This is a genomic window from Bacillus sp. B25(2016b) (genome assembly GCF_001679765.1).
Classification (GTDB): Bacteria; Bacillota; Bacilli; order Bacillales; family Bacillaceae_G; genus Bacillus_A; species Bacillus_A thuringiensis_K.
In genome coordinates this window covers 4,423,640-4,449,123 of the sequence record NZ_CP016285.1, presented here as the reverse complement: position 1 = coordinate 4,449,123, position 25,484 = coordinate 4,423,640, and the positions used below count along the sequence as shown (strand labels likewise).

Here is a 25,484-nt window from a genome sequence, read left to right as displayed (position 1 = left end):
GAACCGTGCATAGCAATTGGCTAAGTATAATGGTATTTATTTTCTTTTGCGCATTTATTGTATTTTTAATTGATATTACGATATGAAAAAAGAGCGCTCATTAAGCGCCCTTTTTGTTTGCATTTATTTGATAAGCATTGATGCTTTTGAATAATCGTGGTGAAGTAAGGAATAAAAATATAAGTAAAACTGTACATAAAATAAAAGAACCGAGCATTGTACTGCCGTTTACGATTAATGAATATAACACAGCTGATTGACCTTTCGGTGCATATTGTCCCCAGAAAATAATGCCAGCAATAAAGTGGCAGAAATAGCGAGCAAAGCTACCGATAAATGTAGCAAGGATAATATAAGCAAGGACTTTCTTACCCTGGTTTTGTTTTGATGAAGGTTTGTCTTTACGGCTACCTAAATTTGATTGTTCTAAGCTATTTTCATTAGATGTTAAAAGTGCTTTTTGAATTGGACGATAGAATAAGCCAGCAAATCCAATAAAAGCAAAGGCAATGAAGTACTCAATGAATGCTTGAACAGGTGTTAAAATGTAAGCATCTCCCACGACAATTTGTAATAGTCCCCAAACTAAACCGCCTAAGAAAGCTGATTTAAAGCCCCAGCGGTAAGCAATAATAAAAATAGGAATCATAGCAAATGAAATGGAACCGCCTGTTGGAAGTTTAATTGATAATGGTAAAATGTCGATGGTCATGGCGAAGGCTGCAAGAATAGCAGATTCGATCATCGCTTGTAAATTGGTGTTACGCATGTTGTCTCCCCCTAAATCCAAGTTGTACAAAAAAGAATAGATATCATAGGAGGATACGAAATACGTAAATAAAAAAGAGGTATGTATTTCGGACGTTTGCACAATCCCTGCGTTAGCATTAACTAACAGGTTCGAAGGGTCGGAACGAAGTGTTCCCTCTCAGCGGCATGGCTCCCCCTGTGATAACGAAATTCTTTATTTGTTATTGTTTATTGTAAGCGAAATGGATGAGAATGGCAAACGAATCTATTATGACAATAATTGAAATAAAATTGTAGAGAAATGTTAATAAATATGAAGTCAAAGGGTATAGTGCTCAAGAAATAGAGTGTGCTATAATTCTTTTGAAAATAATTATCATTCTCTTCGGAGGGGGAAGGTTATGAGCTTAGTAGATATTAAAATTGGTGAGAAAGTGTTAGTAAAAAGTATTCAGTCGTTAGATCAGTTACTAAAGAGAAGACTGGCTGCTTTTGGTCTTTCTGAAGGAAGCGAACTTCGCATGAAGCAAAAAGCGATGTTCAAAGGTCCTTGTACATTGGAGTGTCGTGGACAGTTAATTAGTATTCGTCATTGTGACGCGAAAATGATAAAGGTGGAATTAGCGTGAATAAGGTAGCTTTGCTAGGGAATCCAAATACAGGGAAAACATCATTATTTAATGCACTTACTGGTTCTTATGAGTATGTAGGAAACTGGAGCGGTGTAACAGTAGAAAAGAAGGTTGGTAAATTAAAAGATAAGCAAGGAACATTAATTGATTTACCAGGCGTCTATGATTTAAATCCAGTTTCACGTGATGAAGGTGTTGTAACAAACTTTCTATTAACAGAAGAATTTCAGCATATGTTAAATATTGTGGATTCTTCGCAGTTTGAACGAAATATGCATTTAACGTTGCAATTACTTGAATTTGGTAAGCCCGTTTCAATTGGTTTAAATATGATTGATGTGGCGAAGCAAAGAGGCATTGTAATTGATGTTAAACGATTATCAGAACTATTAGGTGTAACAGTCGTTCCTGTCGTTGCAAGAAGCGGAAAAGGTTGTGAAGAACTACTTGCGACGCTTAAAGAAAATGACAAAAATGCGAAAAAGCCATTCATTATTTCATATGGTGTACGAATGGATGAAGGAATTGGAGGAGTAATTTCTCTTTTAGAGAAAGCGAATTACGAGCATCCGAGATGGTTAGCTCTTCAATTTTTAAGCAATAACGAAGTAGTAGAAAAAGAGATGAAAGCATTACCAATTTATAAGGAACTTGCAGCCATTCGATCTCGCTTAGAAGAAAAACTTGATTGTACGTTGGAAGAGCACATTTACAAAACTCGTGAAGCGTATATTGAAAAGTTAAAAACAAATGTTATGAAGCATGAGAAAGAAGGGAAAATTCCTTTTTCAGAAAAAATTGATAGATTAATTACACATAAAATTTTAGGACTTCCAATCTTTTTAGCAGTTATGTTTTTTATTTTTCAGGTTACGTTTACGTGGATTGGTACACCTTTATCGGATATGTTAGATGAGTTTTTTGGTGGCCAGCTTACGGATTGGGTGACAGCTGGACTTACAAGTGTTGGAGCTTCTGATTTTATTCAAGCACTCGTTACAGAAGGTATTATTGCCGGTGTTGGTGCGGTATTAGTATTCGTTCCACAAATCTTTGCACTATTCTTTTTCATTTCATTATTAGAAGACTCAGGATATATGGCGCGAATTGCAGTTGTTATGGATAGAATTATGGAGTTCTTCGGTTTAAATGGAAAAGCATTCATTCCGATGATTATCGGTTTTGGATGTAATGTTCCAGGTATTATGGCAGCGAGAACGATTGAACAAGAAAAAGAACGTTTACTTACAGTTCTTGTAACACCATTTATGTCTTGTTCGGCACGTTTACCTGTATACGCATTATTTGCGGGAGTATTCTTCCCTCATAGTCAGGCAACTGTTGTGTTTTCTTTATATGTTGCAGGTATTGTTCTTGCATTATTAGTTACAAAAATTATGTCTCTTACCATTTTAAAAGCGGAAAAGTCTATTTTCGTCATTGAACTACCTCCTTACCGCGTGCCACAAGCGAAAACGTTATGGCTAAGCACGTGGGAGAAAGGTAAGGGATTTGTTCGTAAAGCAGGTACATTCATCTTCGGTGGTTCTGTTGTCATTTGGTTATTAAACTACGCAGGTCCATCAGGATTTGGTGTGGATATGGGAGACAGTTACTTAGCGATGATTGGTGGATTTATCGCACCACTATTTGCACCGCTCGGCTTTGGAACGTGGCAAGCTGCAGCATCTCTTTTAACAGGATTTTTAGCGAAAGAAGTTGTCGTTTCTACAATGGCAATTATTTATGCGGTGAAAGAAGATGTGCTTGGAAATGTAATGGGAGCACATTATACTGCGTTATCAGCATATGCATTTATGTTCTTTATTTTATTATATGTTCCGTGTTTAGCGACAGTAGCTGTTATTAAACGTGAAACAGGATCAGCGAAATGGACGATTTTCTCAGTCGTTTATCCGCTCGTAGTTGCTTACGTATTAACTCTCATTATATACCAAGTCGGATCCTTACTCGGATTCTAGAAGGAGATGTATTGTGATGATGGTCAATATTATAATTGGAGCTATCATTTTTGGTTATGCAGCATACACGTTAGTTCATTTTGTAAAGAGAAGTAAAAAAGGAAAATGCGCGGCATGTTCTTTAAATAAGTCATGTCAGTCGCAAACTTGTAGTCCGGATATGGAGCAAATTGCTCATAATAAATAGAAAAAAGCTTTGCGAATTTCGCAAAGCTTTTTTATTACTTCTTAATTTTTACAAGTTGTGATGATTCTACACCATTCTTTCCAGGGAATTCTTTACTTGGGTCTTTATCAAATTTTAATACACCTACAGATTTTTCTTCACCTTTTACATTTCCGTATGTTGCATCATCAACAACCGCGAACATGTCGGCATATGCACGGCCACTACCGATAATTGTATTGCCTTCGTATTTTAATTTTGCCCCATCAAGTGTAGCATTTTCTACTTTTTCTTTTGCGAATAATACACCTTGTTCTGTTGTTACAGCTGGTAATTTATCAAGTGGCTTCGTGTCGTCTTTTGCATCCACTTTGCTAAGTAACTCTTTCTTCACAAGTTCTTCACCAGTTTTCTTATCCATGACAAGAACTTTTTTACCGTCTAATGTTGTCATTTTCATTTTATAGAAGTCTTTTTCTTTCACTTCTTTTTTATTTTTATCTGCAATTTGTGTTACTTGATCTTCTGTTCCGTACAGTACAAATCCGTTTGCTTTTTCTCCTAATAAAGAACAACCTGATAATGCTCCGAATGAAATTGCTGCTGCTAATCCGATTCCTACTAATTTTTTCATGATGATTTCTCCTTTTTAATGTTTTATAGTAAATACAATTTTTGTATTAGTTTTGAAATGATGAGAAGCTTATTTGTTGCTTCTGGTATTAGTGTATAAGAAATATGGAAACGTAACTATCGAGTTAGCTTACAGTAATATTACACTTATGTAATTTAGTGAAATTGCAAAAAAGTAAGTTAATTTTAAAGGGAGATAATGAGAATATATTAGAAATACAATATTGCATCTAGAATGTCATATTATAATGGATGTATTTTGGAAATAACATGTAAGTACATCTTCATTTTGTTATAATAAACACATAGCTGTAAAAATTACTATTCTTTACTGTTAAGGAAGATTTTTATTTTTCCAAGTAGTGAATTTAAAATATGAGGTATATCATAGGAGGAATTTAGATGTCTGTATTTAAACGATTACGAGATTTAACAATGTCGAATGTGTATTCATTAATTGAAAAAGCGGAAGATCCAGTTAAGATGACGGATCAATATTTACGCGATATGCAAGCTGATGTACAAGAAGCTGAGAAAAGTGTAGCAGCTCAAATTGCGCTTGAGAAGAAATTCAAAATCTTATTTGAAGAGCAAGAAGCACTTGTGAAAAAACGTGAAGAACAAGCTCATATGGCTGTTCAAGCTAGTAACTTAGATCTTGCGCGCCGTGCACTAGAAGAAAAACAAAATGCAGAGCAAAAGATGAATGAGTATAAAGCAAGCTATGAGCAAAACAAAGCTGCTGCTGATAATCTGCGCCTGAAGCTAGAAGAAATGCGTAAGCAATTAAATGAACTGAAAAATAAACGTGAGACACTTGTAGCACGTGTAAATGCGGCGAAAGCACAAAAGAATATTAATCAGGCGATGTCTGGATTTGATTCAAACTCAGCAAAAGCTGGTTTAAGCCGTATGGAAGAGAAAGCTCTTCAATTAGAGGCTGAAGCAGAAGCAAGCGGTGAAGTGTACAAAAAAGAAAAATCATTAGATGATGAATTCGCAAGCTTAAATAAAAATTCTGCTGTTGACGATGAATTAGCTCGTATTATGAAGCAGTATGAGAAATAATATAGAATAGAGACAAATGAACCGACATGTCTAAATAAATTCATGTCGGTTTTCTATTACCCCGCAATTTGCGGGCAGTAAGACACCCACCTCTACTTTTGGTGAAAACAGAGAGGTGGGTGGGAGATCTACTGCCCATAAATGCCCGATTGGTGGGGGCTAATAATCAGTGGGGAATAAACACTTCCCCACCCATTAAAGTTTCACTTTATATTTAGAGGAGGTTTTGCAATGACATGGATGAATGTAGTTGCCATGCTTGTATGGACTGGAGCGAGTGCAGTACTTTTATTTGCAATTATGTGGGTTGATTCAATTTTTACAAAATACAATGATTTAAAAGAAATCAAAAATGGAAATACAGCTGTAACAACTCGTTTTATTATGAAATTATTTGCGCAAGGGTACATTTTATCCCAATCGATAACGAAAGCAAATGATTTATGGCAAGCACTTCTTGCATCAGCAGTTTCTTTCGTTATTTTATTAGTGGTAGAAATGTTTATCGAATTCGTATTAAAGAAAATGTCTGGTCTTGATTTAGAAGAGGGTACGAAAGAAGGTAGCGTTGCACATGCGATGCTAGCCGGATCATTACATATTGTTGGTGCACTAATTTTAGGTGCGTGTTTATAAAGAGAAAAGGAGGGGTAGATCATGAGTTTATTTAAACGAATTAAAAATATAATGAAAAGCCCAGAGCCACCGAAGCCGGAAAAGAGTCTTTTAACGTTAGCTCCTGGCGATATGATTGAAGTTTCATTAGTTATGTATGAATTAATTGGGAAAACGAGTATGCATTCTCGTAAAGAAATTGTTTTGACACTGCAAGACGGGAAAGATATTCGTTATTTAAAAATTGAAGACCGTGAAAATACGTATTACAAATTATATACTCCAATTGATGGTCGCTTAGATTCAATTGATGAAATTCCGACGACAATTGAAATGGATGATACCGAGTACCATATGGAAGAACAATATAACGGACGTGTTGTTGTGATGGGAAAAACTCCATTCTCAGCTTCAGAAGAACAGTATATATGGGAATTCCAATCAGATAATCGAAAATTATTGCGTATTGAATGGCAAAATGGTCGCACAATGATGTATGAGGGAGAAGCAATCATTCCTGCTGATGTACAAATTATAAGAGCAACGTAAGGGGGCGTAATCATGTCAAACCGATTGTTTACCATGATTAAATCGTTTGTGATCCCTATACTTGCTATCGTTATATTACTTGTTGTTGCTGGTTATGCCTTATCAGGTTGTCAAGGCGGGCAGACAAAGTCGATTCAAGACCGTTATCCACTTGAATCTGTTGCCAAGGAAGGTAAACAAGAATCTTACGTGTATAGGGCCGCCAATCGGTCGGTTCCTGAAGTAGCGAAGGAACTCATTAACGAAAGAGAACCGAAGCAAGCATCTAAAGAAGACGAAAATCAAATGTTCCTCGTTTATTCTGATAAGATTTATAACCTGCAAAAGGATAAAGAGAAACCATCTGATACGTTAATTGAAATAAGTAATAAAGAATTTGTCCGTCAAAATTACCAACCGTCCTTCTTGCAAGGGTATATTATGGGAAGTATATTAAATGATATATTTGGTTCACGAAAATCATCGTACGGTGATTACCGCGGGTATAATGACAGACAAAATCATAAACCGGTTATTCCAGAGAGACCGCCTACGAAAGAAGAAAAGAAAACCCCTCCTCCAATTACGAAGGAAGGAAAAGGGTCTATCATTAAGCGAGGCGATCATGTAGATTCGAAACCTTCCGTAGGAGATACAGGAAGTATTACTAAAAAAGGAAGTAGTACGCCTCCGCCTCCTACTGGAAGCAAAGGGAAAATAACGAAAAATCCAGGTGGTTCAAGCGGATCAGATGTGAAGCCAAAATCATCTATTAAAACCCCGCCAAGGAATACATCTCCTCCGAAAACGAGGGTCGGTGGTTCAGGAAAGATTACGAAGAGAAGATAGTGTAGAGACCGAAAAGTGTGAGTTGCTTTTTGGTCTTTTTTCTTGTTATGGGAATTAATTCCTTATTATTAGTGCGATTTAGGCATAAGGGGGGAGAGTAAAAATATATCAGCGATTATTGAAATATATCGACTTACCGACAAAAACTGACAACGATAGCAACTTAATAATAAAAAGAGGGTGTGCCAAAATTTTGGCATACCCTCTTTTATATAACGATTAATGAATATCACGTTTCTTGAAATTACCGCCTTTTACTTCTGCTACATCATAAACTGTAATAAAAGCGTGTGGATCGATTTCATTAATAAGTTCTTTCATTTTACTTTCTTCTAAACGGTTAATTACACAAGAAATTTCTTTGAACTTCTCTCTTGAATAACCACCGTATACTTCGTTATATGTTGCACTTCGGCCTAAACGATCGCGAATTGTTTCTACCATTAATTCAGGCTCTTTTGTAATGATTTTAAATGCTTTTGAACCACTTAAACCAACTTCAACGATATGAATCACTTTCGAAGCGATAAAGTAAGCAATTGCCGAAAGGATAGCTCCTTGAAGGCCGAATACCGTTGATACGAAAATAAATACGAACATGTTTAAGAATAAAATAAGGTCACTCGTTCCAAATGGTAACTTACGAGAAAGCAATACAGCAAGCATATCGATTCCATCTAATGCCCCACCGTTACGTAATGCTAGTCCCATACCAAAACCGATGATAATACCACCAACAACTGTAACTAATAATGTATCACCTTCAATAATAGCTGGTATTCCGTGCATGACAACGGTACCTACTGCTAATGAAGCAATTCCGATAATAGAATAAATCGCAAAGCTTTTACCGATTTGCTTATACCCTAACCAAACGAAAGGAATGTTAATAACTGCGATTAGAGCTCCTAATGGCAATCCAAATAATCTTGAACTAACGATACTTAAACCAGTTACACCACCGTCTGATACGTTATTTGGAATTAATACCGCTTCTAATCCGTACGCTGTGATAAATGCCCCAATAATAATCATCAAAGCTTTTGAAGCAATTTTTAGCTTATTGGGCTTGTTTTTGATAATTTTCTCCATATAATTTCCTCGTTTCAAACTAGTTTCTTATTTGTTACGTTATTCACACCTAAATTTCATTTTAACATTTAATTTGAAAAAATTCTCCTTTAATGGATGTATGCAGGGAATATTATCACCATATTATCTTTAAAATATTTTTGAAATGAGTATAAGAAATCCCATCCTTTCAAAGGATGGGATACTATTAAGAAAATATAAAACTAAGTACTGATATGAATAAAGCGAAACCTAAAATAGTTCCACATATTTTCATATGACGCTTACGTCCCATTACGACAATTGCAACATATTCACGAATCATTGCGTTAGGCCAGTAATAAAATGCAGTTTTTGACCCGATTCCTTGGCTATTAAGACCAGCTTGTCTAGCGTATATACCAGCGCGGAAAAGGTGGAAATTATTCGTTGTAAAAATACTTTTATATTTACCTTCAGGTTTTAAAGAATCCATAATTTCTTTAGAGAACAACATATTTTGATATGTGTTTACAGAGCGATTTTCTTGTACTGTATGTTCAAGTGGAATTCCTTTTTCAACAGCATAATTTTGCATTGCTTCTGCTTCTGGAAGGCCTTCATCTGGACCTTGACCACCAGAGAAAATAATTGTTGGTGGTGTATTCACAGCGGCTTGTTTCCAATAGAAGTCGATAGCTTTATTAATGCGGCTTGCAAGTAATGGTGGTACTTTATCATTAATTAAGCCGCTACCAAGAACGATAATGAAATCTTGATTACGTCTTGGTCTGTTGAATTGGTATAAAAAATATGCGCTTAAGAAGTTAGATAAGTGTATAAAGAAATAGAAGCTTATAAGAGAAATAGCTGCAAAAATAGGCTCTAAATGCGATGAAACTAAACTTGCTGGGTTTATGATAGGGAGCATTATAAAGAATAAAATCCCTAAAGCAGCAATTAAAGTTAAAGAGTTTGTGAAACGCCTTCCTTCACGTTGCATTAAAATTTTTGCATTAAGAAAAAGTCCGAACATTAAAGCGACTATAGCAAAAGGTATCATTACAAGTAGTGCTAACATGGGGATGATAACGATAAAATGTAAATCGTTATTACCAGACTCAAATGAGGCTATAGCGCAAAATAATAGAAATGAACAGATAAAGGCATTAAATAAAAAGCCGTTTATTATTTTTCGCGGATCTTTTAAATACGAGATAAGAAAAATAATAAACAGTATAAGAGGAATAATTCCAAAATACATCATAAATATAGTACACCTCAACTTGTATAAGAATTTGACATACCTTTTATATTACATGATTTTATAATTGAAAATGAAAGAAAAAGGATTTTGAATTTTCTCAATAAAATATATAGATACGTATGTTACAATATATTCAAAGCGATATATTAAAAGTAAAATGGTTGAAAAGGCACTCAGTAGAGTGCTTTTTCTTTTTGTATGCAATTGTGCATATTATATTTTTTTTCAAAGGCAGAGGATTACAATATAAGTTGTAGACAGACTTTATAAAGCAGAATTTAATACAAACATTTCCCTCTACTTTTTGTATCTAACAATCATATAACAATAAATAATTCTGTTTTATAGTGTCTGTTTTTGAAAGTTGTCTTTTTTGAAGGCACCTTTTTTTATTAGTATAGATAGTTTTCACTGTTAGCATAGTGTAAACTATCTATACTAAACATTAGCAATCTTCCGTATAAACATTATCAATTTACTATATATTCCAGTGGTGTTAATCTACATATGAAAGGCTTTCTTTTTCAAAATATTACCCCTAATAAAATTTTGAAGAAGTCAACTGTCTCCAAACTTGTCTTTATGCTTAAAGAAAAAGCACTCAAATTGAGTGCTTTTTCTTATTAAAACATGCTATTTTTCTAGGCGATTTTCATAAAATAAAAGTAAAGAAATGAAAGTGGGTGACAAAATGCCGGCAGTTGTGGAAGGTGTTATTATTGAAAATTGCAATGGAACAATTAATGTAGGTGACAAATATAACGTACAGCCGATTGAAAAGACGAAGGCTTATAATGGATCGGGATCATCAAATACAGGAATGAAAGTACAAACATTTAGCGGGATTAGTACAGCTGATGTATGGGATAATGATGCGAATGATCAGGGAATACAGTTTACTTTATAGTGTGATATGCAAAGTTGCATAAAATGATGAACTTGTCCTGTGCTACAATCTAGCTGTGAGCTGTTAATGATTCTTCTGTAGTATAGTTGTTAGATTAGAAATATAACATCTTATCGAAAATCATACGTATAAAAAAGACACTTCAAATGAAGTGTCTTTTTTTACCTTAGTGATACCCTTTAGCAGAGTCTTTATGAATTTTATTTTTAAAGATACTGTAGCTCCAAAGCTGATATCCAATAACGATTGGTACCATGACCATTGCAACGAAGAACATAATTTTTAAGTTTAATTGACTACCAGCTGCGTTGTATAACGTTGTACTGTATGCATCGTTAATACGAGATGGTAACATTCTTGGGAACATACCTGCAAAGCCAGTTGTCATAAACATTACGATTGTTAGGCAAATGAATGTGAATGCAAGGCCAATTTTATGTTTGTACACCATAATAAGTGCGAGTACACTCATTAACATTGCAAGTACTGGAAGAATGAATAGTACCGGATATTCCGTAAAGTTTTGGAATAAGTTTGTCCGATTAGCAGTTGCTACATAGAAGATAGCTAAAATGATAGCAGCTGCCATTGAAAACGGTCTTGCGATTTTATAAGCACGATCAGATACTTCACCAGTCGTTTTAATCATGACCCAAAGGGCACCGGATACGACAAATATAGCAGTGAAGAAAAGACCACCTAATATACCGTAATGGTTTAATAAGCTAAGCAAATTTCCTTCATAGCCATTTTTTCCGATTTGTAGTCCATAATAAAGATTAGCGAATGTAACACCGAATAAGAAGGCGATTAGGAAACTGCCAATTGCAAATGCCCATTTACAAGTTTTTTGCCAAATTGGTGAATCATCTTTATGCATGAATTCTAGTCCAGCGGCACGAGCAAACAGTGCAAGTAATACTAAGAATAATGGTGTATATAAATAGCTAAACATATTAGCATATGTGACTGGGAAGGCAGCAAATGTTGCGCCACCAGCTGTAATCAACCATACTTCATTACCGCCCCAGAACGGGCCAATTGCTTCTTGTAATTGATTTCGTTCTTGTCGGTCTTTCGTAACGAAGGGAAAAATCATTCCGTTACCAAGTGCATACCCGTCAAGAATGAAGTAAACTGTCCAAATCACGCCCCATAAACCGAACCAGATGATTGCAAGCATATCATGAGACATGGGCTACACCTCCCTCAGTAGCAGGTTCTTCTAATGCTGCAGGTCCTTTTTTCGCGAACTTCAGCATTAAGTATACGTCTGCGATTAAAAGTAAAGTGTAGAACAAAATTAAACTAATTAATGAGAACCAAATTTGTGGAACTGATATAGGCGATACAGATTCCGCTGTACGCATTAGTTTATATACTGTCCATGGTTGACGACCTACTTCAGCGACAATCCATCCTGCATTAATCGCAATATAAGGAAGTAAGACAGACCATATTGTAATTTTTAAATAGCGTTTTGAGTTTTCTAGTTTTCCTTTTCGGTTTAAATAGAAGCCGTACCAAGTTAATGCCATAAAGAACATACCAAGTGCAACCATTAAGCGGAAGCTATAATACACGAGGTTAACATTTGGACGTTCATCTTTCGGAATATCTTTTAAACCGACAATTTCGCCATCAAATGAGTTTGTATAGAAGAAGCTTCCGAGTTTTGGAATCGTAAGGAATTCCAAGTTCTTTTCATTTTTCAAATCAGGAATTTGAAAAATTGAGAAGCCTTGTCCTTTTCCAGTTTCCCAAACTGCTTCCATCGCAGCTCCTTTTGCGGGTTGATATTTAGCTGCTGATACACCAGATTGATGTCCCATAAACGGTGTAATTGTTGCGGCGAATAAGCCTAACATTAAACCAAACTTAAATGATTTTTTGAAGAATTCTACTTCATTTTTACGTAATAAGTGATAGGCACTAATTGCCATAACGAAGAAAGAACCTACGATATAACAACCAACTACAGTATGAAAGAACATATTCCAAGCGTATGGATTCGTAACGAGTGCCCAGAAATCATTTAATTCAGCGCGACCGTTACGTACTACATAGCCAACAGGGTTTTGCATAAAACCATTTGCTGTAATAATCCAAAGGGCGGAAATATTTGTTCCAAGTGCAACCATCCACATACAGAAGGCACGAAACTTTGGTGAAATTTTGTCTTTACCGAATAACCATATTCCCATGAAAGTAGATTCTAAGAAGAAGGCAACAAGTGCTTCGATTGCGAGAGGTGATCCGAAAATATCTCCCATATATTTGGAGTACTCAGACCAGTTTGTTCCAAATTGGAATTCCATCGTAATCCCGGTTATAATCCCCATTACGAAGTTAATTGTAAATAATTTACCCCAGAAATTTGCCATTTTGCGGTATGTTGGATTCAATGTGCGGGCGTATTGAGTCTCCATACATGCTACCAAAATAACAAGTCCGATTGTCAAAGGTACAAATAAAAAGTGATAAAAAATAGTAATTGCAAATTGAAAACGACTCAGTAACAGAACGTCGGACATAATAAATATTCACTCCTTTTTTACATTATCTACAATCAGTTTATAGTGAAAATACGTTTAAAGTATGTGAGACTTGTTACAAAGCTGTGTGTATATTTTGAAAGAATTATGTCGATTATCTGAAAATATCTTATTTTTACTATAAAGCGATATCCTTTTTGAGTTTTTCATATTTTGGTACACTATATAAGTAATGTAAATGAGAGAAAAGAGGGTAACTAACTGTTACGATTTATTTAACCAATTATAACTAAAGTTAATTAAATATATCAGTAAGCCCTGCTAGTCAAGTGATTGGCTAGTAGTGAGGGTTAACTGCGGGCAATCCCTAAAGCTGATTGAACTACAACGTGGCTAGAAATAGCGAGCGTGAATGTTGCGAAAGCAGAAAAAATCAATCAGATGGTGCAAGGTTAAATCCTAAACACTAGAACAATGGGTCTTCCGCATCGAATCATCTAAGTCAAAATGGATAAGATGAACGTTCAACGACTATCTCGTGTAACTGACGAGAGTACATCACAAGCCTATGGTGATGGAAAAATCCTCTATCTCTAAAGAGATAAACATATAGTCTGCGCTCATGTGAAAACATGAGAAGTTCATAAGAGAACTGGCTAAGGAATTGCGCCCTTAGTTGAACGAGATACATTTAATTAAATCTATCAAACCTCATTGAATATATCGAACGTATGTGCTATGTTAGATTCAATGAGGTAAGAATAATAATGAAATTTTTACGAGTTAGTCAAGTATCAGAATTAACAGGTTTGCATCCGAGTAGTCTCAGGAGAATGCTGGTGGAACACGCTACGATTCAGAAGAACAAATCTTTCATTATCTGAAAGGTGAGTGCCTGAATAATCGCACAGTAAAGGAGTAGACTTCTGATGATATTGGCGAAGAAAGTTAGACTAATCCCAACGCCTGAACAAGAAAAAGTGCTTAGAAACCATGCTGGTGCTGCAAGATTTGCTTATAACTATTGTAAAAGAATGAGTGATAGATATTATAAGCTATTTGGAAAATCTGTTTCACAGTTAGCTTTACAGAAACGATTTACAAAGATCAAGAAGCGAAAGAGATATGAGTGGTTAAATGACATCAATGCACAAGTTCCCAAACAGGCTTCAAAAGATTTTGATACGGCGAGAAAAAATTCGTTCAAAAAGTACAAAAATGGTTCTCACACTTCTTATAAATCCAAAAAAGATTTAATCCAAGGATTTTATGCCAATTATGAAAGACTGATTATAGGAAAGAAAGTAGTTCATATTCAGTCTATTGGAGAAGTGAAAACAAGCCAACAACTACCAAGAAACAAAAAACCATCCAATCCAAGAGTTACCTTTGACGGTCGTCACTGGTGGATTAGTGTAGGGTTCCAAGAAGACTTTGAATCACAAGAACTAACCGATGAGTCGATTGGTGTGGATGTTGGTTTAAAAGAGCTGTTTGTAGCTTCTAATGGTACGAAAGAACGAAATATAAACAAAGATGCCAAGGTTAAAAAACTTTTGAAAAGGAAAAAGTCAGCGCAAAGAGATATGTCTAGGAGATTTAAAAAAGGTGTGAAAATTCAATCTACCGGATATGAAAAAGCGAAAGCTGAGCACCTGCGGTTATCTAGGAAAATTACGAATATCCGAAATAACCATATCCATCAAGCAACAGCTAAATTGGTGAAAACCAAACCAATGAGGATTGTTGTGGAAGACTTATCTATTTCTAACCTGTTAAAAAACAAAAAACTATCGAAAGCATTTTCATTTCAAAAATTACACTTCTTCTTTCAATGTTTATCATACAAGTGTGAGAAGTACGGCATTGAGTATGTAAAAGCTGATAAATGGTTCGCTTCAAGTAAGATTTGCTCATATTGCGGCGTAAAATACGACCATTCAGTTCAACCAGAAGGACAGTGGAGTTTAAAGATTCGTGAATGGTGTTGTGCTTCATGCAATAGCCATCACGATAGGGATGTAAATGCGTCGATAAATTTATCAAGATGGGTAAAATAAATGCTTGATAATAGGAGGTAACGATACTGCCTCGTGTGGAGTGTTATACCCCTCGTCCCTTTGGGGCTGCGAGAACACGATGAAGCACTAACTTGTGTAAATTTGATTGAATTGTATAGATTTAGTTAAGTTTATCGTATCGGTTCTTTACTATGAAGTCATTAGAAGAGATTTTACAATACAATGAAAAATTTGTTGAAGAGAAAAGATACGAAGAGTATGAAACGGGAAAATTCCCGAATAAAAAAATGGTAATTATCTCTTGTATGGATACTCGTCTTGTTGAATTATTACCAAAAGCAATGAATATGCGTAACGGTGATGTGAAAATTATTAAAGTAGCAGGAGCTGTTATCTCACATCCATTCGGAAGTATTATGCGTAGTATTTTAGTTGCTGTATATGAACTTGGTGCTGATGAAGTTTGTGTAGTTGGTCACCACGATTGCGGTATGGCAAAAATTCAAGCAAGCAGTACAATTGAGAAGATGAAAGAGCGGGGTATAACAAATGAGAAATTAGATACACTCCGTTATTCTGGAATCGATTTAGAAAGATTCCTACAAGGGTTCTCTAGTGTAGAAGAAAGTGTAGAGCATAGCGTATCGATACTTCGCAACCATCCATTACTTCCAGAAGAAGTACCTGTTCACGGTCTTGTTATAGATCCTGATACAGGAAAATTAGATTTAGTTGTGAATGGTTACGACAATTAAGAATTTACTTTGTCATCCTTTTTATCTGGGACAGGATCAAATCCTCCCGGGTGGAAAGGGTGACATTTTAATATACGCTTACAAGTAAGCCAAAAGCCTTTGAGGGCACCATGTTTTTGAAACGCCTCTAATCCGTAATGAGAACAAGTCGGATAAAAGCGGCAAGTTGGTGGTGTCATCGGAGAAATGAACTTTTGATAAAAGCGTATAATCCCAATAAAAATCTGTTTCATAATGGTCTCCTTTTCAGCATAGTCTTAAAGTATTATAGCACGACTGTACATAATACTTTACTAATGTGCATTTCCGTTATATCATATTGGATATAACGGAATTAAATTAAAAGCGGGAGAGATGTTGTATGCCATCAGTAGAAAGCTTTGAATTAGATCATACGATTGTAAAGGCACCTTATGTAAGACATTGCGGAGTTCACAATGTAGGTAGTGACGGTATTGTAAATAAATTTGATATTCGTTTCTGCCAACCGAATAAACAAGCAATGAAACCAGATGTTATTCATACGTTAGAGCATTTATTAGCATTTAATTTACGTAAATATATTGATCGTTATCCGCACTTTGATATTATCGATATTTCACCGATGGGCTGCCAAACAGGATATTATCTTGTAGTAAGCGGAACACCGACAGTACGAGAAATTATTGATTTATTAGAACTAACATTAAAAGATGCGGTTCAAATTACAGAAATTCCAGCTGCAAATGAAACACAATGTGGTCAAGCGAAGCTTCACGACTTAGAAGGAGCACAACGCTTAATGAACTTCTGGTTAAGCCAAGATAAAGTTGAACTTGAGAAAGTGTTTGGATAAAGAAAAACTGCCTGTTAAAGGGCAGTTTTTTTATTTGTAAAAGAGAAAAGTACAGGTTTTATAGAAAAACAATGAGTTTCACTTATGAGCATTTTTAAGAAATGAAAGGCAGTAGGTGAATATATTAATGAGAGCTCCTGTTTGAAAAACAGGAGTTTTTTGTGTGAATGGAGTATTGACTTTAACGTATACGTCAAAGTTTATAGTGAAGATAAATAAGGCGTGAGGAGGAAACGATGGATAAGTATAGCATTGGTGAAATTTCAAAAGAAACGAATGTAACGACGAGAACACTTAGATATTATGAGGAAATTGGATTATTAAAACCGTCGTACGTTGCTGAGTCAGGATATCGTTACTATTCAAAAGATGATGTAATTACATTGCAACAAATAACAACGTTTAAAAAGCTTGGTTTTAAGCTTTCAGAAATAAAAAAAGTGTTAAAAGAGGAAAAGGGGAATTCAGAAGAAAGATGGAAAAGTGCAATTCAAAATGAAATTCAAACAATACAAGCGGAAGTAAAAAGATTAAAGGACTTAGAAAAACTATTATATACAGCATTTCATTCCATTGAATTAACAGGAGAGCTTAAAACAGAAGATTTAATGTTATTCATAAAATCAGTACAGGGAATTGAGCAGAGAGAAAATTTCCGACAAAAATATTTTACGGAGGAAGAACAGAAGGTTATAGAGGATTTACCAACACTTGAAGAAAACGATGAAAGAACAAAAGAATGGTTACAAGTATTAAGAGAAATTCGTCAGCGTATAAATGAACCAGTAGATTCACCGGAAATTCAAATGTTAGCGGAAAGGGTAGTGGCTTTTTCAATGCACGTATTTCATGAAGATGAACAATTAATAAATAAGTATTGGGATTTAATTAAACCTGAAGAGGGAGAGATTGCAAGAGTATACGGACTTGATTTAGAAACGATGAATTATATAGAAAAGATGATAGATTGTTATTTAAAAAAGGAGGAGGGTAAATGACTGGCGCGGGAAAAGAGAAGCTATATGGAATTAAGCATGCGTGGATGGAGAGGCAATATTTTTATAAGCATCTGGGGATTTTCATTTTTGCACAGCTTCTATTTATTTTTATAGTAGGGCTTGTACCAGCTCAAGAGTTGCCAAGCGGTTCCTATTTCCTTCATATGAAAGAGTGGATTTTAAATAAACAAATTGGATTTTATAAAAATGAAACGATTAATACGATTACAAGTGTCTGGACATCAGTGCTTATTATTCATTTTATATGGGCGATGTCTTACATTCTTTTTCCGAAAAAGAAGCGTAATTCTTCGAAACAAGAAACAAGAGAAGAGATAAAAGAAGAAGTGAAAAAGAAAAAGGAAATTAGCATAAATAGGGCGTGGATGTATTTAGTATTTGGGGGCTTAATTGAAATATATTGGGCGACAGGATTAAAAACAAATTCAATGAGTATTTTGACACTCATTGCAATTTTAGTGAGCTTTCAACTACTAATTGAAGCAACTAAAAAAATTCCAATTGGTACGGCATATGCAGTATTTACTGGGATTGGTACAGTTGGAACGATATTGGTAGATATTTTATATTTCAAAGAACCATTTTCGCTCATCAAAGTTTTCCTCGTTTGCTTATTGGCACTATTTATTATCGGATTGAAATTTAGTGGGAATAAGGAAGAGGTGAAATAAAGTGGCATGGATCTATTTAATTATAGCTGGGCTCTTTGAAATTGTCGGTGTAATTGGGATAAAGAAAGTAGCAAAAAATAATAGTTGGACGAATAATATTATTTTAATAGGTGGTTTTATTATTAGTTTTCAATTTTTAACGATGGCGCTTCAAGAAATTCAGTTATCGATCGCATATGCAGTTTGGACTGGAATCGGAACGCTCGGGGCAGCAGTTGTCGGTATTTTATTTTTTCAAGAACCTAAAAACGCTTTTCGGATTATTTGTATTGTTGGGATTATGGGGACGATTATTGGATTGAAAGTAGTGAGTTAAAGAAGAGCACACAAGCTCTTCTTTTTTATGGAAGTATGTCAGAAATCTCAACGAAGAAAGTGATTATCCCAACTATAAAACAAAAGATAGCTTTCGATTTTTGCTTTTGTTGTATTTCAGCAACTCCCGAAAGAATAAATGTGATGCTTAAAAGGATAAATACATAAGAGAAAAGAATAGAAATTCGTGTAAAAAGACTAAAAAAAGCAAGAATAAAAGCAATAGCAGATAGTAAGATTCGAAGGTTTGTTAGCATAGTATCCTCCAATTTATTAACTGTTTAAAAAATCCAAATTAGTGAGAGGTAATGGTCAGTAGGTGATTGGAAATTACATGTTATCTTTAGTGAAAGTAGTTCGATATTACAATGAAGAGCATAAGACTAGAAACGAAAAAATGCGAGATACCCATTGATTTTCTTCCGGATTTCAGTTCATTAATTCCTAGAAGAATAAAGAAACAACTGAGAGCAAATTGCATGTATGGGAGAAGTGTGAAGTTGTCGGTAGCAAGAGAATAAGTGCAAAGAGAGAGTGTGAGAAGCATGAAAAAATAGCGTAATCCAGTTAGCATTGTATACCTCCTTTAAAGAGACTATTTATCGAAATATTTCTGAGAAGCCAAGAAATAAAGCACCAGCTCCTGCTAACAGAGCAAGTATACTACCACCTTTTTGCTGTTTTAAGATTTCCTCTATACTAATAACGAAAGCCATCATCCCTAAAAAGATGAACATATAAGGCATAATTTCTCTATTACTAGTAAAGAAACTATAGATTGCTATACATAAAGCAATAAGTGATAAAGTAATCCGTACTCCTTTTAGCATGCATGTACCTCCTTTTATTTTATATAGCTAATGATGAGAACAATCCAAATGAAAGCACCGGAAATAATACAAATAAGCCCAGTTGCTGACTCCTTTTTCTTTATTTGTTCAAATGCGATGAGAAACATTAAAGCCCCTAATAGAAATTGTGAAAGAGGTAGAAAATTATTTTGACCTGTATATAATCCAATTGCCGACATAACGAACACAGTGAGTGCGATTGTGATGCGGAGTATACGAAGCATATTAGGAATTTTCCTTATTCTTTTTTGTATAAGGATTATCTTCTAGTTTATCGACGGAATGTTTATAAGCATAGCCTTTATTAATTGTCATGATGGAGAGTACGAGGATGATTAGGACGATGATAATACCGATAATTAATATTTTGAACATAAAACCCCTCCTTTTCTTTATTTTACATAATTTTGTAATTGATGAAAACAATAGAAAATAAAAGGATGAAAGAAGGGTGTTACATGGAAACGAAAAAAACATATTATATATCAATAGGAAATGGTCAAATTTCACAAGTGAAGACGGCGGATACGTATGATTTTGAAATTTATGCAAATGATGAGGAAATTACGGAATTAAGAGAGCACTTCGATCAAGCATATGTAGAAGATTTAGGTTCATTTGTACGCTCTCACGTTCCATTTGTTGAGTATCATCACGATTCAAATAATGACCGATATGATGAACAACTACAAAAAGCATATAGAATGATTTACGATTTAGGAAATCATGAGACGAAAGAATTAGTCGCGCAAATGGGAATAATCAATGGATTGTAATTGGATAATATTATGCAGAAAAGCGAGAATATGCTACAATTTGTGGTAGGAAAAACTTGTAACCATCAATAGGGGAGTAATGGCATGTACAAATTTAAAGATTATTACCACAACACTGTACAATTATCGTTTGAACGTTATCCATTTTCTCCTGAGCCAAAGCATGTTTGGGTTGTATGCCGGTACGGGGATCAATGGTTATTAACGCATCATTTACGTCGCGGTCTTGAATTTCCAGGTGGTAAAGTAGAACTAGGGGAAACACCGGAAGAAGCGGCAGTTCGAGAGGTTCATGAAGAAACCGGCGGCATAGTTTCTGATTTAACTTACTTAGGACAATACAAAGTATCTGGAAAAGACAAAATAATCATTAAAAACATTTATTTTGCAACAATTAGTGCGGTAGAAGAACATACGCATTACGAAGAAACGAAAGGGTCTGTTTTATTAAAAGACATTCCTGACAACATTAAAACGAATAGAAAATTTAGCTTTATAATGCGCGATGACGTATTAGCGCGTACGATGAAACATATAGAAGAAATCGGCTGTTTTACGAAGTAAAGTAGCCGGTTTCTTTTTTTGTATGTAAGAATAAATGTAAATATATCTTTATATTATTTTGGGTATATTATACAATTTTGTAAAGATATATTTACATTTTAGGAGGGGGAAGATGGATAAAAGAAAAGAAACGACTGTTACTGTTTCGATGGTTAAATTAAACTTTTCTTTATTTTTTATAATAATTGCTTTGGCGTTTGGAATTGGTTATTTACATATATTTCTTTCAGGTGGGGTTCAAGTTGAAGTTACATTATTAACGATGTTTCTTTTTATTATAGCAATAATTGTTCTCGTTTGTATTCATGAAGCGATACATTTAATTGGCTTTCGCTATATCGGAGGTGTTCCGTGGAGTGAACTAAAATGGGGCGTTAATTGGAAATTAGGTGTTGCATATGCTCATTCTAAACAGGCAGTTACAGTAAAGCAAATGAAGAAAGTGTTAATGCTTCCATTTTTACCAACTGGAATTTTGCCAATTGTATTGGGATTAGTTATGAATCTGGAGCTACTCTCATTTTTAGGAATTCTACTAACAGCAGGTTGTATCGGTGACATTGCCTTATATCAAAAAGTTTCAAAGTTTCCAGATGATGCGCTAGTAAAAGAGCATCCGAGTAAACCACAGTTTACAGTGTATGAATAATAATAGAAGGCGTTTTTGAACAACACCTCCTATTATTATTTTTATTTTTTTTCAGTAAATCGATATGTTGTGAAAATCATTGATATAATTTAATTACTATTATTGTGTTTTTATCCCGTTATTTGTCCGTAAAAGCCCGATTGGTGAGGGCTGATTAATCTCCACCTCTAAAAACGAAAGCACCTCCAACAAATCATCTACGATACGTGAATGCTTAAAATCACTCCAAAACGAATTTTTTTTCCAAACACCAAGAATCCCTACTTGTTCAGAACCAAGCACATCGTTTTCTGGATGATCTCCAACATAAAGACATTCTTCTGCCTTAACATCTAGTCTTTGCAAAGCACGTTCGAAAATTTCAGGATGAGGTTTTTTAATTCCTTCAGCTTCTGAAACGAGAATGGTGTTTGCATACGTATGTATATGTAGTGCTCGAAGGTTGCTCATCTGAAAATCAGTAAAACCGTTTGTAATAATACCAATTTTAATGTCTCGCTGTTTTAACTGTTGAAGTAGTTCATGCGTGTTTTTGAAAGGAATACAATGATGTTGGAAGTTTGTAATGTAGTCGTGCAGCAGTTGCTCGTGCGTTAAAGTAGTAATGTTATATTCGGAAAGGAGAGTAGCATATACTTTATCTTTCCACGTATAGCCATTATTATCGAGTTCGAGAAATCTAGAACAATACTTTGATTTGTCTATACTCATCAAATGTGAGGAGAAGCGATTATATTGCTCACAAATAAATTGTTCTAAAGATTGGCGCCGATCTAATAGTGTTCCATCTAAGTCGAATAAGATTGCACGAATCATGAGAAGCCTCCTTGCAGTTTTTATAATTAATTATCGCATATTCGCAAAAAAATGATTATGATATTTTGTAGAATGGAGTAATGGGGGATTGTATGAAGGAACTATATGGCAAGTTAGTATGTTGTATTATAGCAAGCAGTTTAGTTGCAGGATGCGATAGTGCTCTCGAGGTTACGAAAGAAAAAGAAATTTGTAAAACAGAAGAAGAGTGCACGCAAATAGGAGATAAAACATTACAAAAAGTATATAAAAAGATAGAGGGACTTTCAGAACTTGAAAAAGTAGAGGATTATGACATAGAAGAGTATGAAAGTATGAATATGAAAGAGGCGGAACAGAAAAAAGAAGAGGATGATAATTACTTTTTTTTAGCTTCTTATTATATCGATGATGATGAAATTGTAGATCCTTATTTTGAGAAATTAGATCGTAAAAGATTGAATAAAGCTTTTGCAGATGACGAAGAAGCAAAAGATGATTTGTTAAGCCAGCGGCAAGATAGAGAGTATCATGAAACTTTATGGGACATGTATCGCACTCTCATTCCAGTGAAATATCGTGAGAATATAACAGGGTTTGATCTAATAACGGATGGTTATGACGGCGTTGTTGCTCATGTCATGCCAAGTATGGATGACCCGAGAGATTGGGTGCTTAGTTTAGACGTGCTTGATTCTGGGGTGAATATAGATGAAGTGATGAAAACATTAATTCATGAAACGGCTCACGTATTAACGATTGGACATAAACAAGTACCAGTGGATAGAAAGTATTTAGAGGCGTTTGATGAAGAGAAAGACATTTCATCATATCGAAATAAATGTAAAACGCTGTTCGTGAAGAATGGATGTGTGAGAAAAAGTTCGTATATTAACCAATTTTATAATGAATTTTGGAAACCAATTGAGCAAGAGTGGACAGAAAAGAAAGTAGAAGAAAGTGAAGAGGCACAAGTTGAATTTTATAAAGAAAAGCATGATGATTTTGTATCGCTGTATGGAACAACAAATGTAACGGAAGATATCGCAGATACATTTACAGCGTTCATTTTACAAGATTCAAAAAAGGTGAAAGAAGGTACAGAGTTAAAATATAAGAAAATTGCTTTCTTCTATCAGTTTCCTGAACTTGTAAAAATGAGAGCGGAAGTGCTGTCAGGATTAGATGATGTTTCGAAAACGATAGAACAACAAAGTGCAGATTAATGTGAGTTATGTGTTCGATATAGTTTCGTTAAAGCAAAACGCAAAGAATTAAAAATTCTTTGCGTTTTTTCTTATGTTGATAAAATTGAAAATTATGTATTTTTATTTAAAAGAAGAAGGAACTGGCGGTATAAAATAGAATTAGTATAAAAATGTCACAATTTAGACACAATTATAATGCGCGTGTTGTAGGGACTATAAGTTTACTCTCGAGGAGGTAATGAAACGTATGAAAACGATTCTTGCTGTTGCTGGTCTCATTTGGGTAATGTCTCACGGTTTTCCGATTTTTGAAGGGGAGCAAATTCGTAGTGCTTTGAATGAAAAGTTTAATGATTATCATGTGATAGATCGAAAAGATAATGTCGTTACAGTACGTGTGAAAGACTGTTTTCATACAGTTACGGTTGCGGATGGAAACATTACAAATGAAACGAAAATGTGTGATAAAAGGTAAAAGAAAGAAGCTGACTATAGCGCACTGTTTTGAGTCAGCTTCTTTTTCTTGTTCCAATTAGAATTTTTTCAAATGCCTCGACAAATACATACATAAGAGTTGCGAGAACACATGTGAGTAGTACGCTAAGTAAAACGAGTGTGAAGTTAAAGACTTGGAATCCGTAGCTAATTAAGTAGCCAAGTCCTTGTTTGGAAACGAGAAGTTCACCGAAAATAACACCGACCCAGGATAGACCAACATTTACTTTTAACGTTGAGATAATTGCTGGAAAGGAGGCAGGGAGGACGACTTGCTTATAACATTGCCATTTATTTGCGCCAAATGTGTTCATTACTTTTATATAGTTAGAATCGACTTCTTGAAATGCACTGTAAATAACGAGAATGGTAATGATGATGGAAATGATTACTCCCATTGCGATAGAAGATGAAATGTTTGGACCGAAAATAACGATGATGATTGGACCGAGTGCAACTTTTGGCATTGCATTTAGGACGACGAGGTAAGGATCAAGTACGCGGGCTAGAAGTGGCATCCACCAAAGAAACGTGGCAATAATAGCACCGAGTACCGTTCCAAGAATGAAGCCTAATCCTGTTTCCAGCAATGTCGTCCATATGTGGACCCAAAGTGAACCGTCGATCCATTTCGTTAAGAAGAGATCCCAAATACTCGAAGGAGAGCTAAAGAGTAAAGGATCGATCCATTCTTTTTTGCTAGCTATTTCCCATAGTGCAAAGAAAAGAATAAGTAGTAAAAGCTGTAGTGAGCGAGCAATCCAAGCACGCCTGCGTTCTTTCTTTCGAAATTTTTCATGTAGTTGTTTTATATTATCCAAGTCGTTCCAGCTCCTTCCATATATCTTGAAAGAGGGCTGGGAAATCGTAGTGATGGCGTGCTTCTAATGGTGATAAAGAACGAATACTTTCCGGGACGATAAAGGTTTTCGCGATTTTTCCAGGATTCGCTTGCAGTAAATAAATACGATCACTCATCGCAATCGCTTCTTCAATATCGTGAGTAACAAGTAATGATGTTTTCTTATATTTATTTAGTAAATTGAAAACGAGTTCTTCTAGTTTTAACTTCGTTTGATAATCGAGTGCGGAGAATGGTTCATCTAGTAATAAAATTTTCGGATTAGTCGCTAACGTTCGAACGAGAGCGGCACGTTGACGCATACCGCCGGATAATTCACGAGGATATTGTCCTTCTACCCCATGTAGACCGACTTGTTTTAAAAGATTTAAAGTATGTTTTTTCATCTGTTCATCATAAATCTTTCGAATATGAAGTCCAAGCATAATATTTTCTTCAATAGTTTTCCACGGGAATAAGTAATCTTGCTGCAACATATATCCCATAGATGAAGTTTTCGTTGTAATCGGTTCACCATCTAAAAAGACGATACCGTCAATTGGATCAAGTAGTCCAGCAATGATTGAGAGGAGCGTTGTTTTACCGCAACCACTTGGGCCGAGTATAGAAATAAATTCGCCTTCTTCCACTTGTAAGCTCATATCTTCGAGAATAAGTTTGGCATTCTCTTTTGCAAAAAAGCAGTGAGAAACGTTACGTATTTGTAAAAAACTCATACAATTCGCC

Annotated in this window: 33 protein-coding genes and 1 riboswitch; of the genes, 19 read left to right on the top strand and 14 right to left on the bottom strand. The window is 35.0% G+C overall.

Annotated elements, in window-relative coordinates; genetic code table 11:
* Window positions 1-100 precede the first annotated feature (100 nt).
* Window positions 101-769, bottom strand: a complete 669-nt coding sequence (thiT, locus tag BAQ53_RS22835; RefSeq protein ID WP_208906269.1) for an energy-coupled thiamine transporter ThiT — start codon at window positions 767-769, stop codon at window positions 101-103.
* Between the two features lie 86 nt (window positions 770-855).
* Window positions 856-957: riboswitch (TPP riboswitch) on the bottom strand.
* Window positions 958-1,151: 194 nt separating this feature from the next.
* Here thiT and BAQ53_RS22830 point away from each other — a divergent pair.
* From BAQ53_RS22830 to BAQ53_RS22820, 3 genes are read left to right on the top strand one after another with little or no spacing between them, the layout of a single operon-like run.
* The gene (locus tag BAQ53_RS22830) at window positions 1,152-1,379 is read left to right on the top strand and encodes a FeoA family protein (protein ID WP_000060514.1); all 228 of its coding nucleotides are present in this window, start codon (window positions 1,152-1,154) and stop codon (window positions 1,377-1,379) included.
* Window positions 1,376-3,364, top strand: a complete 1,989-nt coding sequence (gene feoB, locus BAQ53_RS22825; RefSeq protein ID WP_001044824.1) for a ferrous iron transport protein B — start codon at window positions 1,376-1,378, stop codon at window positions 3,362-3,364. The genes BAQ53_RS22830 and feoB overlap by 4 nt, the downstream gene beginning before the upstream one ends.
* 16 nt (window positions 3,365-3,380) lie before the next feature.
* Window positions 3,381-3,551, top strand: coding sequence for a FeoB-associated Cys-rich membrane protein (locus BAQ53_RS22820; protein WP_000989586.1), 171 nt, complete (start codon window positions 3,381-3,383; stop codon window positions 3,549-3,551).
* A 34-nt stretch (window positions 3,552-3,585) separates the two neighbouring features.
* On the opposite strand, the gene BAQ53_RS22815 is transcribed toward BAQ53_RS22820, so the two are convergent.
* Window positions 3,586-4,164, bottom strand: coding sequence for a lipoprotein BA_5634 family protein (locus BAQ53_RS22815; RefSeq protein ID WP_000737480.1), 579 nt, complete (start codon window positions 4,162-4,164; stop codon window positions 3,586-3,588).
* 401 nt (window positions 4,165-4,565) lie between these two features.
* Between BAQ53_RS22815 and BAQ53_RS22810 the strand changes: the two genes are divergently transcribed.
* The 4 genes from BAQ53_RS22810 (at window position 4,566) to BAQ53_RS22795 (ending at window position 7,223) form a co-directional block, all read left to right on the top strand.
* Window positions 4,566-5,231, top strand: a complete 666-nt coding sequence (locus BAQ53_RS22810) for a PspA/IM30 family protein (protein ID WP_000110286.1) — start codon at window positions 4,566-4,568, stop codon at window positions 5,229-5,231.
* A 231-nt stretch (window positions 5,232-5,462) separates the two neighbouring features.
* On the top strand, window positions 5,463-5,867 hold the full coding sequence (locus BAQ53_RS22805) for a DUF350 domain-containing protein (RefSeq protein ID WP_000220087.1): 405 nt from the start codon (window positions 5,463-5,465) through the stop codon (window positions 5,865-5,867).
* A gap of 21 nt (window positions 5,868-5,888) precedes the next feature.
* Window positions 5,889-6,395, top strand: coding sequence for a DUF4178 domain-containing protein (locus BAQ53_RS22800; RefSeq protein ID WP_000051745.1), 507 nt, complete (start codon window positions 5,889-5,891; stop codon window positions 6,393-6,395).
* Between the two features lie 12 nt (window positions 6,396-6,407).
* Window positions 6,408-7,223: a DUF4247 domain-containing protein gene (locus BAQ53_RS22795; protein WP_000071188.1), complete on the top strand. Its 816-nt coding sequence runs from the start codon at window positions 6,408-6,410 to the stop codon at window positions 7,221-7,223.
* Between the two features lie 219 nt (window positions 7,224-7,442).
* On the opposite strand, the gene BAQ53_RS22790 is transcribed toward BAQ53_RS22795, so the two are convergent.
* Complete coding sequence (locus tag BAQ53_RS22790; protein ID WP_000411244.1) at window positions 7,443-8,315, bottom strand: YitT family protein; 873 nt, start codon at window positions 8,313-8,315, stop codon at window positions 7,443-7,445.
* A 187-nt stretch (window positions 8,316-8,502) separates the two neighbouring features.
* Window positions 8,503-9,537 (bottom strand): YdcF family protein, encoded by a 1,035-nt coding sequence (locus BAQ53_RS22785; protein WP_033690171.1) that lies wholly within the window; start codon window positions 9,535-9,537, stop codon window positions 8,503-8,505.
* A gap of 676 nt (window positions 9,538-10,213) precedes the next feature.
* On the opposite strand from BAQ53_RS22785, the gene BAQ53_RS22780 reads away from it, so the two are divergent.
* On the top strand, window positions 10,214-10,447 hold the full coding sequence (locus BAQ53_RS22780) for a spore germination protein (protein WP_002001299.1): 234 nt from the start codon (window positions 10,214-10,216) through the stop codon (window positions 10,445-10,447).
* Window positions 10,448-10,613: 166 nt separating this feature from the next.
* Here BAQ53_RS22780 and cydB read toward each other — a convergent pair whose 3' ends face one another.
* Both cydB and cydA read right to left on the bottom strand, forming a co-directional pair.
* Window positions 10,614-11,642 (bottom strand): cytochrome d ubiquinol oxidase subunit II, encoded by a 1,029-nt coding sequence (gene cydB, locus BAQ53_RS22775; RefSeq protein ID WP_208906268.1) that lies wholly within the window; start codon window positions 11,640-11,642, stop codon window positions 10,614-10,616.
* The gene (gene cydA / locus BAQ53_RS22770; protein ID WP_208906267.1) at window positions 11,632-12,981 is read right to left on the bottom strand and encodes a cytochrome ubiquinol oxidase subunit I; all 1,350 of its coding nucleotides are present in this window, start codon (window positions 12,979-12,981) and stop codon (window positions 11,632-11,634) included. The genes cydB and cydA overlap by 11 nt, the downstream gene beginning before the upstream one ends.
* A gap of 890 nt (window positions 12,982-13,871) precedes the next feature.
* On the opposite strand from cydA, the gene BAQ53_RS22765 reads away from it, so the two are divergent.
* Window positions 13,872-15,002, top strand: coding sequence for an RNA-guided endonuclease InsQ/TnpB family protein (locus tag BAQ53_RS22765; protein WP_061884693.1), 1,131 nt, complete (start codon window positions 13,872-13,874; stop codon window positions 15,000-15,002).
* Between the two features lie 152 nt (window positions 15,003-15,154).
* The gene (locus BAQ53_RS22760; RefSeq protein WP_000838173.1) at window positions 15,155-15,718 is read left to right on the top strand and encodes a beta-class carbonic anhydrase; all 564 of its coding nucleotides are present in this window, start codon (window positions 15,155-15,157) and stop codon (window positions 15,716-15,718) included.
* Here BAQ53_RS22760 and yidD read toward each other — a convergent pair.
* Entirely contained in the window at window positions 15,715-15,951 is a 237-nt protein-coding gene (gene yidD / locus BAQ53_RS22755; protein WP_000809334.1) for a membrane protein insertion efficiency factor YidD, read from the bottom strand. The genes BAQ53_RS22760 and yidD overlap by 4 nt on opposite strands.
* A 128-nt stretch (window positions 15,952-16,079) precedes the next feature.
* Here yidD and luxS point away from each other — a divergent pair, with 128 nt between their 5' ends.
* From luxS to BAQ53_RS22735, 4 genes are all read left to right on the top strand, one after another.
* On the top strand, window positions 16,080-16,553 hold the full coding sequence (gene luxS, locus BAQ53_RS22750) for an S-ribosylhomocysteine lyase LuxS (RefSeq protein WP_208906266.1): 474 nt from the start codon (window positions 16,080-16,082) through the stop codon (window positions 16,551-16,553).
* A 236-nt stretch (window positions 16,554-16,789) separates the two neighbouring features.
* Complete coding sequence (locus tag BAQ53_RS22745) at window positions 16,790-17,551, top strand: MerR family transcriptional regulator (RefSeq protein WP_000362242.1); 762 nt, start codon at window positions 16,790-16,792, stop codon at window positions 17,549-17,551.
* Entirely contained in the window at window positions 17,548-18,243 is a 696-nt protein-coding gene (locus tag BAQ53_RS22740; protein ID WP_208906265.1) for a DMT family transporter, read from the top strand. The genes BAQ53_RS22745 and BAQ53_RS22740 overlap by 4 nt, the downstream gene beginning before the upstream one ends.
* Window position 18,244: 1 nt before the next feature.
* Window positions 18,245-18,559 carry a DMT family transporter gene (locus tag BAQ53_RS22735; protein WP_000312334.1) on the top strand — a complete coding sequence of 105 codons (315 nt, stop codon included), beginning with the start codon at window positions 18,245-18,247 and terminating at the stop codon, window positions 18,557-18,559.
* 25 nt (window positions 18,560-18,584) lie between these two features.
* On the opposite strand, the gene BAQ53_RS22730 is transcribed toward BAQ53_RS22735, so the two are convergent.
* The 4 genes from BAQ53_RS22730 to ytzI form a co-directional block, all read right to left on the bottom strand.
* Entirely contained in the window at window positions 18,585-18,815 is a 231-nt protein-coding gene (locus BAQ53_RS22730; RefSeq protein WP_000957184.1) for a DUF3953 domain-containing protein, read from the bottom strand.
* A gap of 342 nt (window positions 18,816-19,157) precedes the next feature.
* A complete protein-coding gene (locus tag BAQ53_RS22725; RefSeq protein ID WP_000912056.1) occupies window positions 19,158-19,388 on the bottom strand; it encodes a DUF3953 domain-containing protein in 231 nt (76 codons plus the stop codon).
* 14 nt (window positions 19,389-19,402) lie between these two features.
* A complete protein-coding gene (locus tag BAQ53_RS22720) occupies window positions 19,403-19,633 on the bottom strand; it encodes a DUF3953 domain-containing protein (protein WP_151522812.1) in 231 nt (76 codons plus the stop codon).
* Between the two features lies 1 nt (window position 19,634).
* A complete protein-coding gene (ytzI, locus tag BAQ53_RS22715; protein ID WP_000472791.1) occupies window positions 19,635-19,784 on the bottom strand; it encodes a YtzI protein in 150 nt (49 codons plus the stop codon).
* Window positions 19,785-19,867: 83 nt separating this feature from the next.
* Here ytzI and BAQ53_RS22710 point away from each other — a divergent pair, with 83 nt between their 5' ends.
* From BAQ53_RS22710 to BAQ53_RS22700, 3 genes are all read left to right on the top strand, one after another.
* Window positions 19,868-20,185: a hydrolase gene (locus BAQ53_RS22710; RefSeq protein ID WP_151522813.1), complete on the top strand. Its 318-nt coding sequence runs from the start codon at window positions 19,868-19,870 to the stop codon at window positions 20,183-20,185.
* Window positions 20,186-20,269: 84 nt separating this feature from the next.
* The gene (gene mutTA, locus BAQ53_RS22705) at window positions 20,270-20,749 is read left to right on the top strand and encodes an antimutator 8-oxo-(dGTP/GTP)ase (protein ID WP_000276385.1); all 480 of its coding nucleotides are present in this window, start codon (window positions 20,270-20,272) and stop codon (window positions 20,747-20,749) included.
* Between the two features lie 112 nt (window positions 20,750-20,861).
* Entirely contained in the window at window positions 20,862-21,398 is a 537-nt protein-coding gene (locus BAQ53_RS22700; protein ID WP_151522814.1) for a DUF3267 domain-containing protein, read from the top strand.
* 99 nt (window positions 21,399-21,497) lie between these two features.
* Here the strand turns inward: BAQ53_RS22700 and BAQ53_RS22695 are convergent, their stop codons facing one another.
* The gene (locus BAQ53_RS22695) at window positions 21,498-22,214 is read right to left on the bottom strand and encodes an HAD family hydrolase (RefSeq protein WP_151522815.1); all 717 of its coding nucleotides are present in this window, start codon (window positions 22,212-22,214) and stop codon (window positions 21,498-21,500) included.
* Window positions 22,215-22,306: 92 nt separating this feature from the next.
* Between BAQ53_RS22695 and BAQ53_RS22690 the strand changes: the two genes are divergently transcribed.
* Complete coding sequence (locus tag BAQ53_RS22690; RefSeq protein WP_151522816.1) at window positions 22,307-23,419, top strand: regulator of G-protein signaling domain-containing protein; 1,113 nt, start codon at window positions 22,307-22,309, stop codon at window positions 23,417-23,419.
* 229 nt (window positions 23,420-23,648) lie between these two features.
* Window positions 23,649-23,876, top strand: a complete 228-nt coding sequence (locus tag BAQ53_RS22685; protein ID WP_000849112.1) for a hypothetical protein — start codon at window positions 23,649-23,651, stop codon at window positions 23,874-23,876.
* Window positions 23,877-23,910: 34 nt separating this feature from the next.
* Here the strand turns inward: BAQ53_RS22685 and BAQ53_RS22680 are convergent, their stop codons facing one another.
* Together BAQ53_RS22680 and BAQ53_RS22675 are read right to left on the bottom strand one after the other, a co-directional pair.
* The gene (locus BAQ53_RS22680; RefSeq protein WP_000368762.1) at window positions 23,911-24,717 is read right to left on the bottom strand and encodes an ABC transporter permease; all 807 of its coding nucleotides are present in this window, start codon (window positions 24,715-24,717) and stop codon (window positions 23,911-23,913) included.
* Window positions 24,710-25,474, bottom strand: coding sequence for an ABC transporter ATP-binding protein (locus BAQ53_RS22675; protein WP_000009031.1), 765 nt, complete (start codon window positions 25,472-25,474; stop codon window positions 24,710-24,712). The genes BAQ53_RS22680 and BAQ53_RS22675 overlap by 8 nt, the downstream gene beginning before the upstream one ends.
* Window positions 25,475-25,484 lie beyond the last annotated feature (10 nt).

Coding starts and splice junctions, on each gene's coding strand:
- mutTA (WP_000276385.1), top strand. CDS start 20,270: ATGTACAAATTTAAAGATTATTACCACAACACTGTACAATTATCGTTT.
- BAQ53_RS22795 (WP_000071188.1), top strand. CDS start 6,408: ATGTCAAACCGATTGTTTACCATGATTAAATCGTTTGTGATCCCTATA.
- BAQ53_RS22725 (WP_000912056.1), bottom strand. CDS start 19,388: ATGCTAAAAGGAGTACGGATTACTTTATCACTTATTGCTTTATGTATA.
- ytzI (WP_000472791.1), bottom strand. CDS start 19,784: ATGTTCAAAATATTAATTATCGGTATTATCATCGTCCTAATCATCCTC.
- BAQ53_RS22740 (WP_208906265.1), top strand. CDS start 17,548: ATGACTGGCGCGGGAAAAGAGAAGCTATATGGAATTAAGCATGCGTGG.
- BAQ53_RS22760 (WP_000838173.1), top strand. CDS start 15,155: ATGAAGTCATTAGAAGAGATTTTACAATACAATGAAAAATTTGTTGAA.
- BAQ53_RS22815 (WP_000737480.1), bottom strand. CDS start 4,164: ATGAAAAAATTAGTAGGAATCGGATTAGCAGCAGCAATTTCATTCGGA.
- BAQ53_RS22730 (WP_000957184.1), bottom strand. CDS start 18,815: ATGCTAACAAACCTTCGAATCTTACTATCTGCTATTGCTTTTATTCTT.
- BAQ53_RS22695 (WP_151522815.1), bottom strand. CDS start 22,214: ATGATTCGTGCAATCTTATTCGACTTAGATGGAACACTATTAGATCGG.
- BAQ53_RS22690 (WP_151522816.1), top strand. CDS start 22,307: ATGAAGGAACTATATGGCAAGTTAGTATGTTGTATTATAGCAAGCAGT.
- BAQ53_RS22720 (WP_151522812.1), bottom strand. CDS start 19,633: ATGCTTCGTATACTCCGCATCACAATCGCACTCACTGTGTTCGTTATG.
- cydA (WP_208906267.1), bottom strand. CDS start 12,981: ATGTCCGACGTTCTGTTACTGAGTCGTTTTCAATTTGCAATTACTATT.
- BAQ53_RS22790 (WP_000411244.1), bottom strand. CDS start 8,315: ATGGAGAAAATTATCAAAAACAAGCCCAATAAGCTAAAAATTGCTTCA.
- BAQ53_RS22685 (WP_000849112.1), top strand. CDS start 23,649: ATGAAAACGATTCTTGCTGTTGCTGGTCTCATTTGGGTAATGTCTCAC.
- BAQ53_RS22745 (WP_000362242.1), top strand. CDS start 16,790: ATGGATAAGTATAGCATTGGTGAAATTTCAAAAGAAACGAATGTAACG.
- BAQ53_RS22810 (WP_000110286.1), top strand. CDS start 4,566: ATGTCTGTATTTAAACGATTACGAGATTTAACAATGTCGAATGTGTAT.
- cydB (WP_208906268.1), bottom strand. CDS start 11,642: ATGTCTCATGATATGCTTGCAATCATCTGGTTCGGTTTATGGGGCGTG.
- BAQ53_RS22700 (WP_151522814.1), top strand. CDS start 20,862: ATGGATAAAAGAAAAGAAACGACTGTTACTGTTTCGATGGTTAAATTA.
- BAQ53_RS22830 (WP_000060514.1), top strand. CDS start 1,152: ATGAGCTTAGTAGATATTAAAATTGGTGAGAAAGTGTTAGTAAAAAGT.
- yidD (WP_000809334.1), bottom strand. CDS start 15,951: ATGAAACAGATTTTTATTGGGATTATACGCTTTTATCAAAAGTTCATT.
- BAQ53_RS22800 (WP_000051745.1), top strand. CDS start 5,889: ATGAGTTTATTTAAACGAATTAAAAATATAATGAAAAGCCCAGAGCCA.
- BAQ53_RS22805 (WP_000220087.1), top strand. CDS start 5,463: ATGACATGGATGAATGTAGTTGCCATGCTTGTATGGACTGGAGCGAGT.
- BAQ53_RS22710 (WP_151522813.1), top strand. CDS start 19,868: ATGGAAACGAAAAAAACATATTATATATCAATAGGAAATGGTCAAATT.
- BAQ53_RS22675 (WP_000009031.1), bottom strand. CDS start 25,474: ATGAGTTTTTTACAAATACGTAACGTTTCTCACTGCTTTTTTGCAAAA.
- BAQ53_RS22780 (WP_002001299.1), top strand. CDS start 10,214: ATGAAAGTGGGTGACAAAATGCCGGCAGTTGTGGAAGGTGTTATTATT.
- BAQ53_RS22765 (WP_061884693.1), top strand. CDS start 13,872: ATGATATTGGCGAAGAAAGTTAGACTAATCCCAACGCCTGAACAAGAA.
- BAQ53_RS22785 (WP_033690171.1), bottom strand. CDS start 9,537: ATGTATTTTGGAATTATTCCTCTTATACTGTTTATTATTTTTCTTATC.
- BAQ53_RS22820 (WP_000989586.1), top strand. CDS start 3,381: ATGATGGTCAATATTATAATTGGAGCTATCATTTTTGGTTATGCAGCA.
- thiT (WP_208906269.1), bottom strand. CDS start 769: ATGCGTAACACCAATTTACAAGCGATGATCGAATCTGCTATTCTTGCA.
- luxS (WP_208906266.1), top strand. CDS start 16,080: ATGCCATCAGTAGAAAGCTTTGAATTAGATCATACGATTGTAAAGGCA.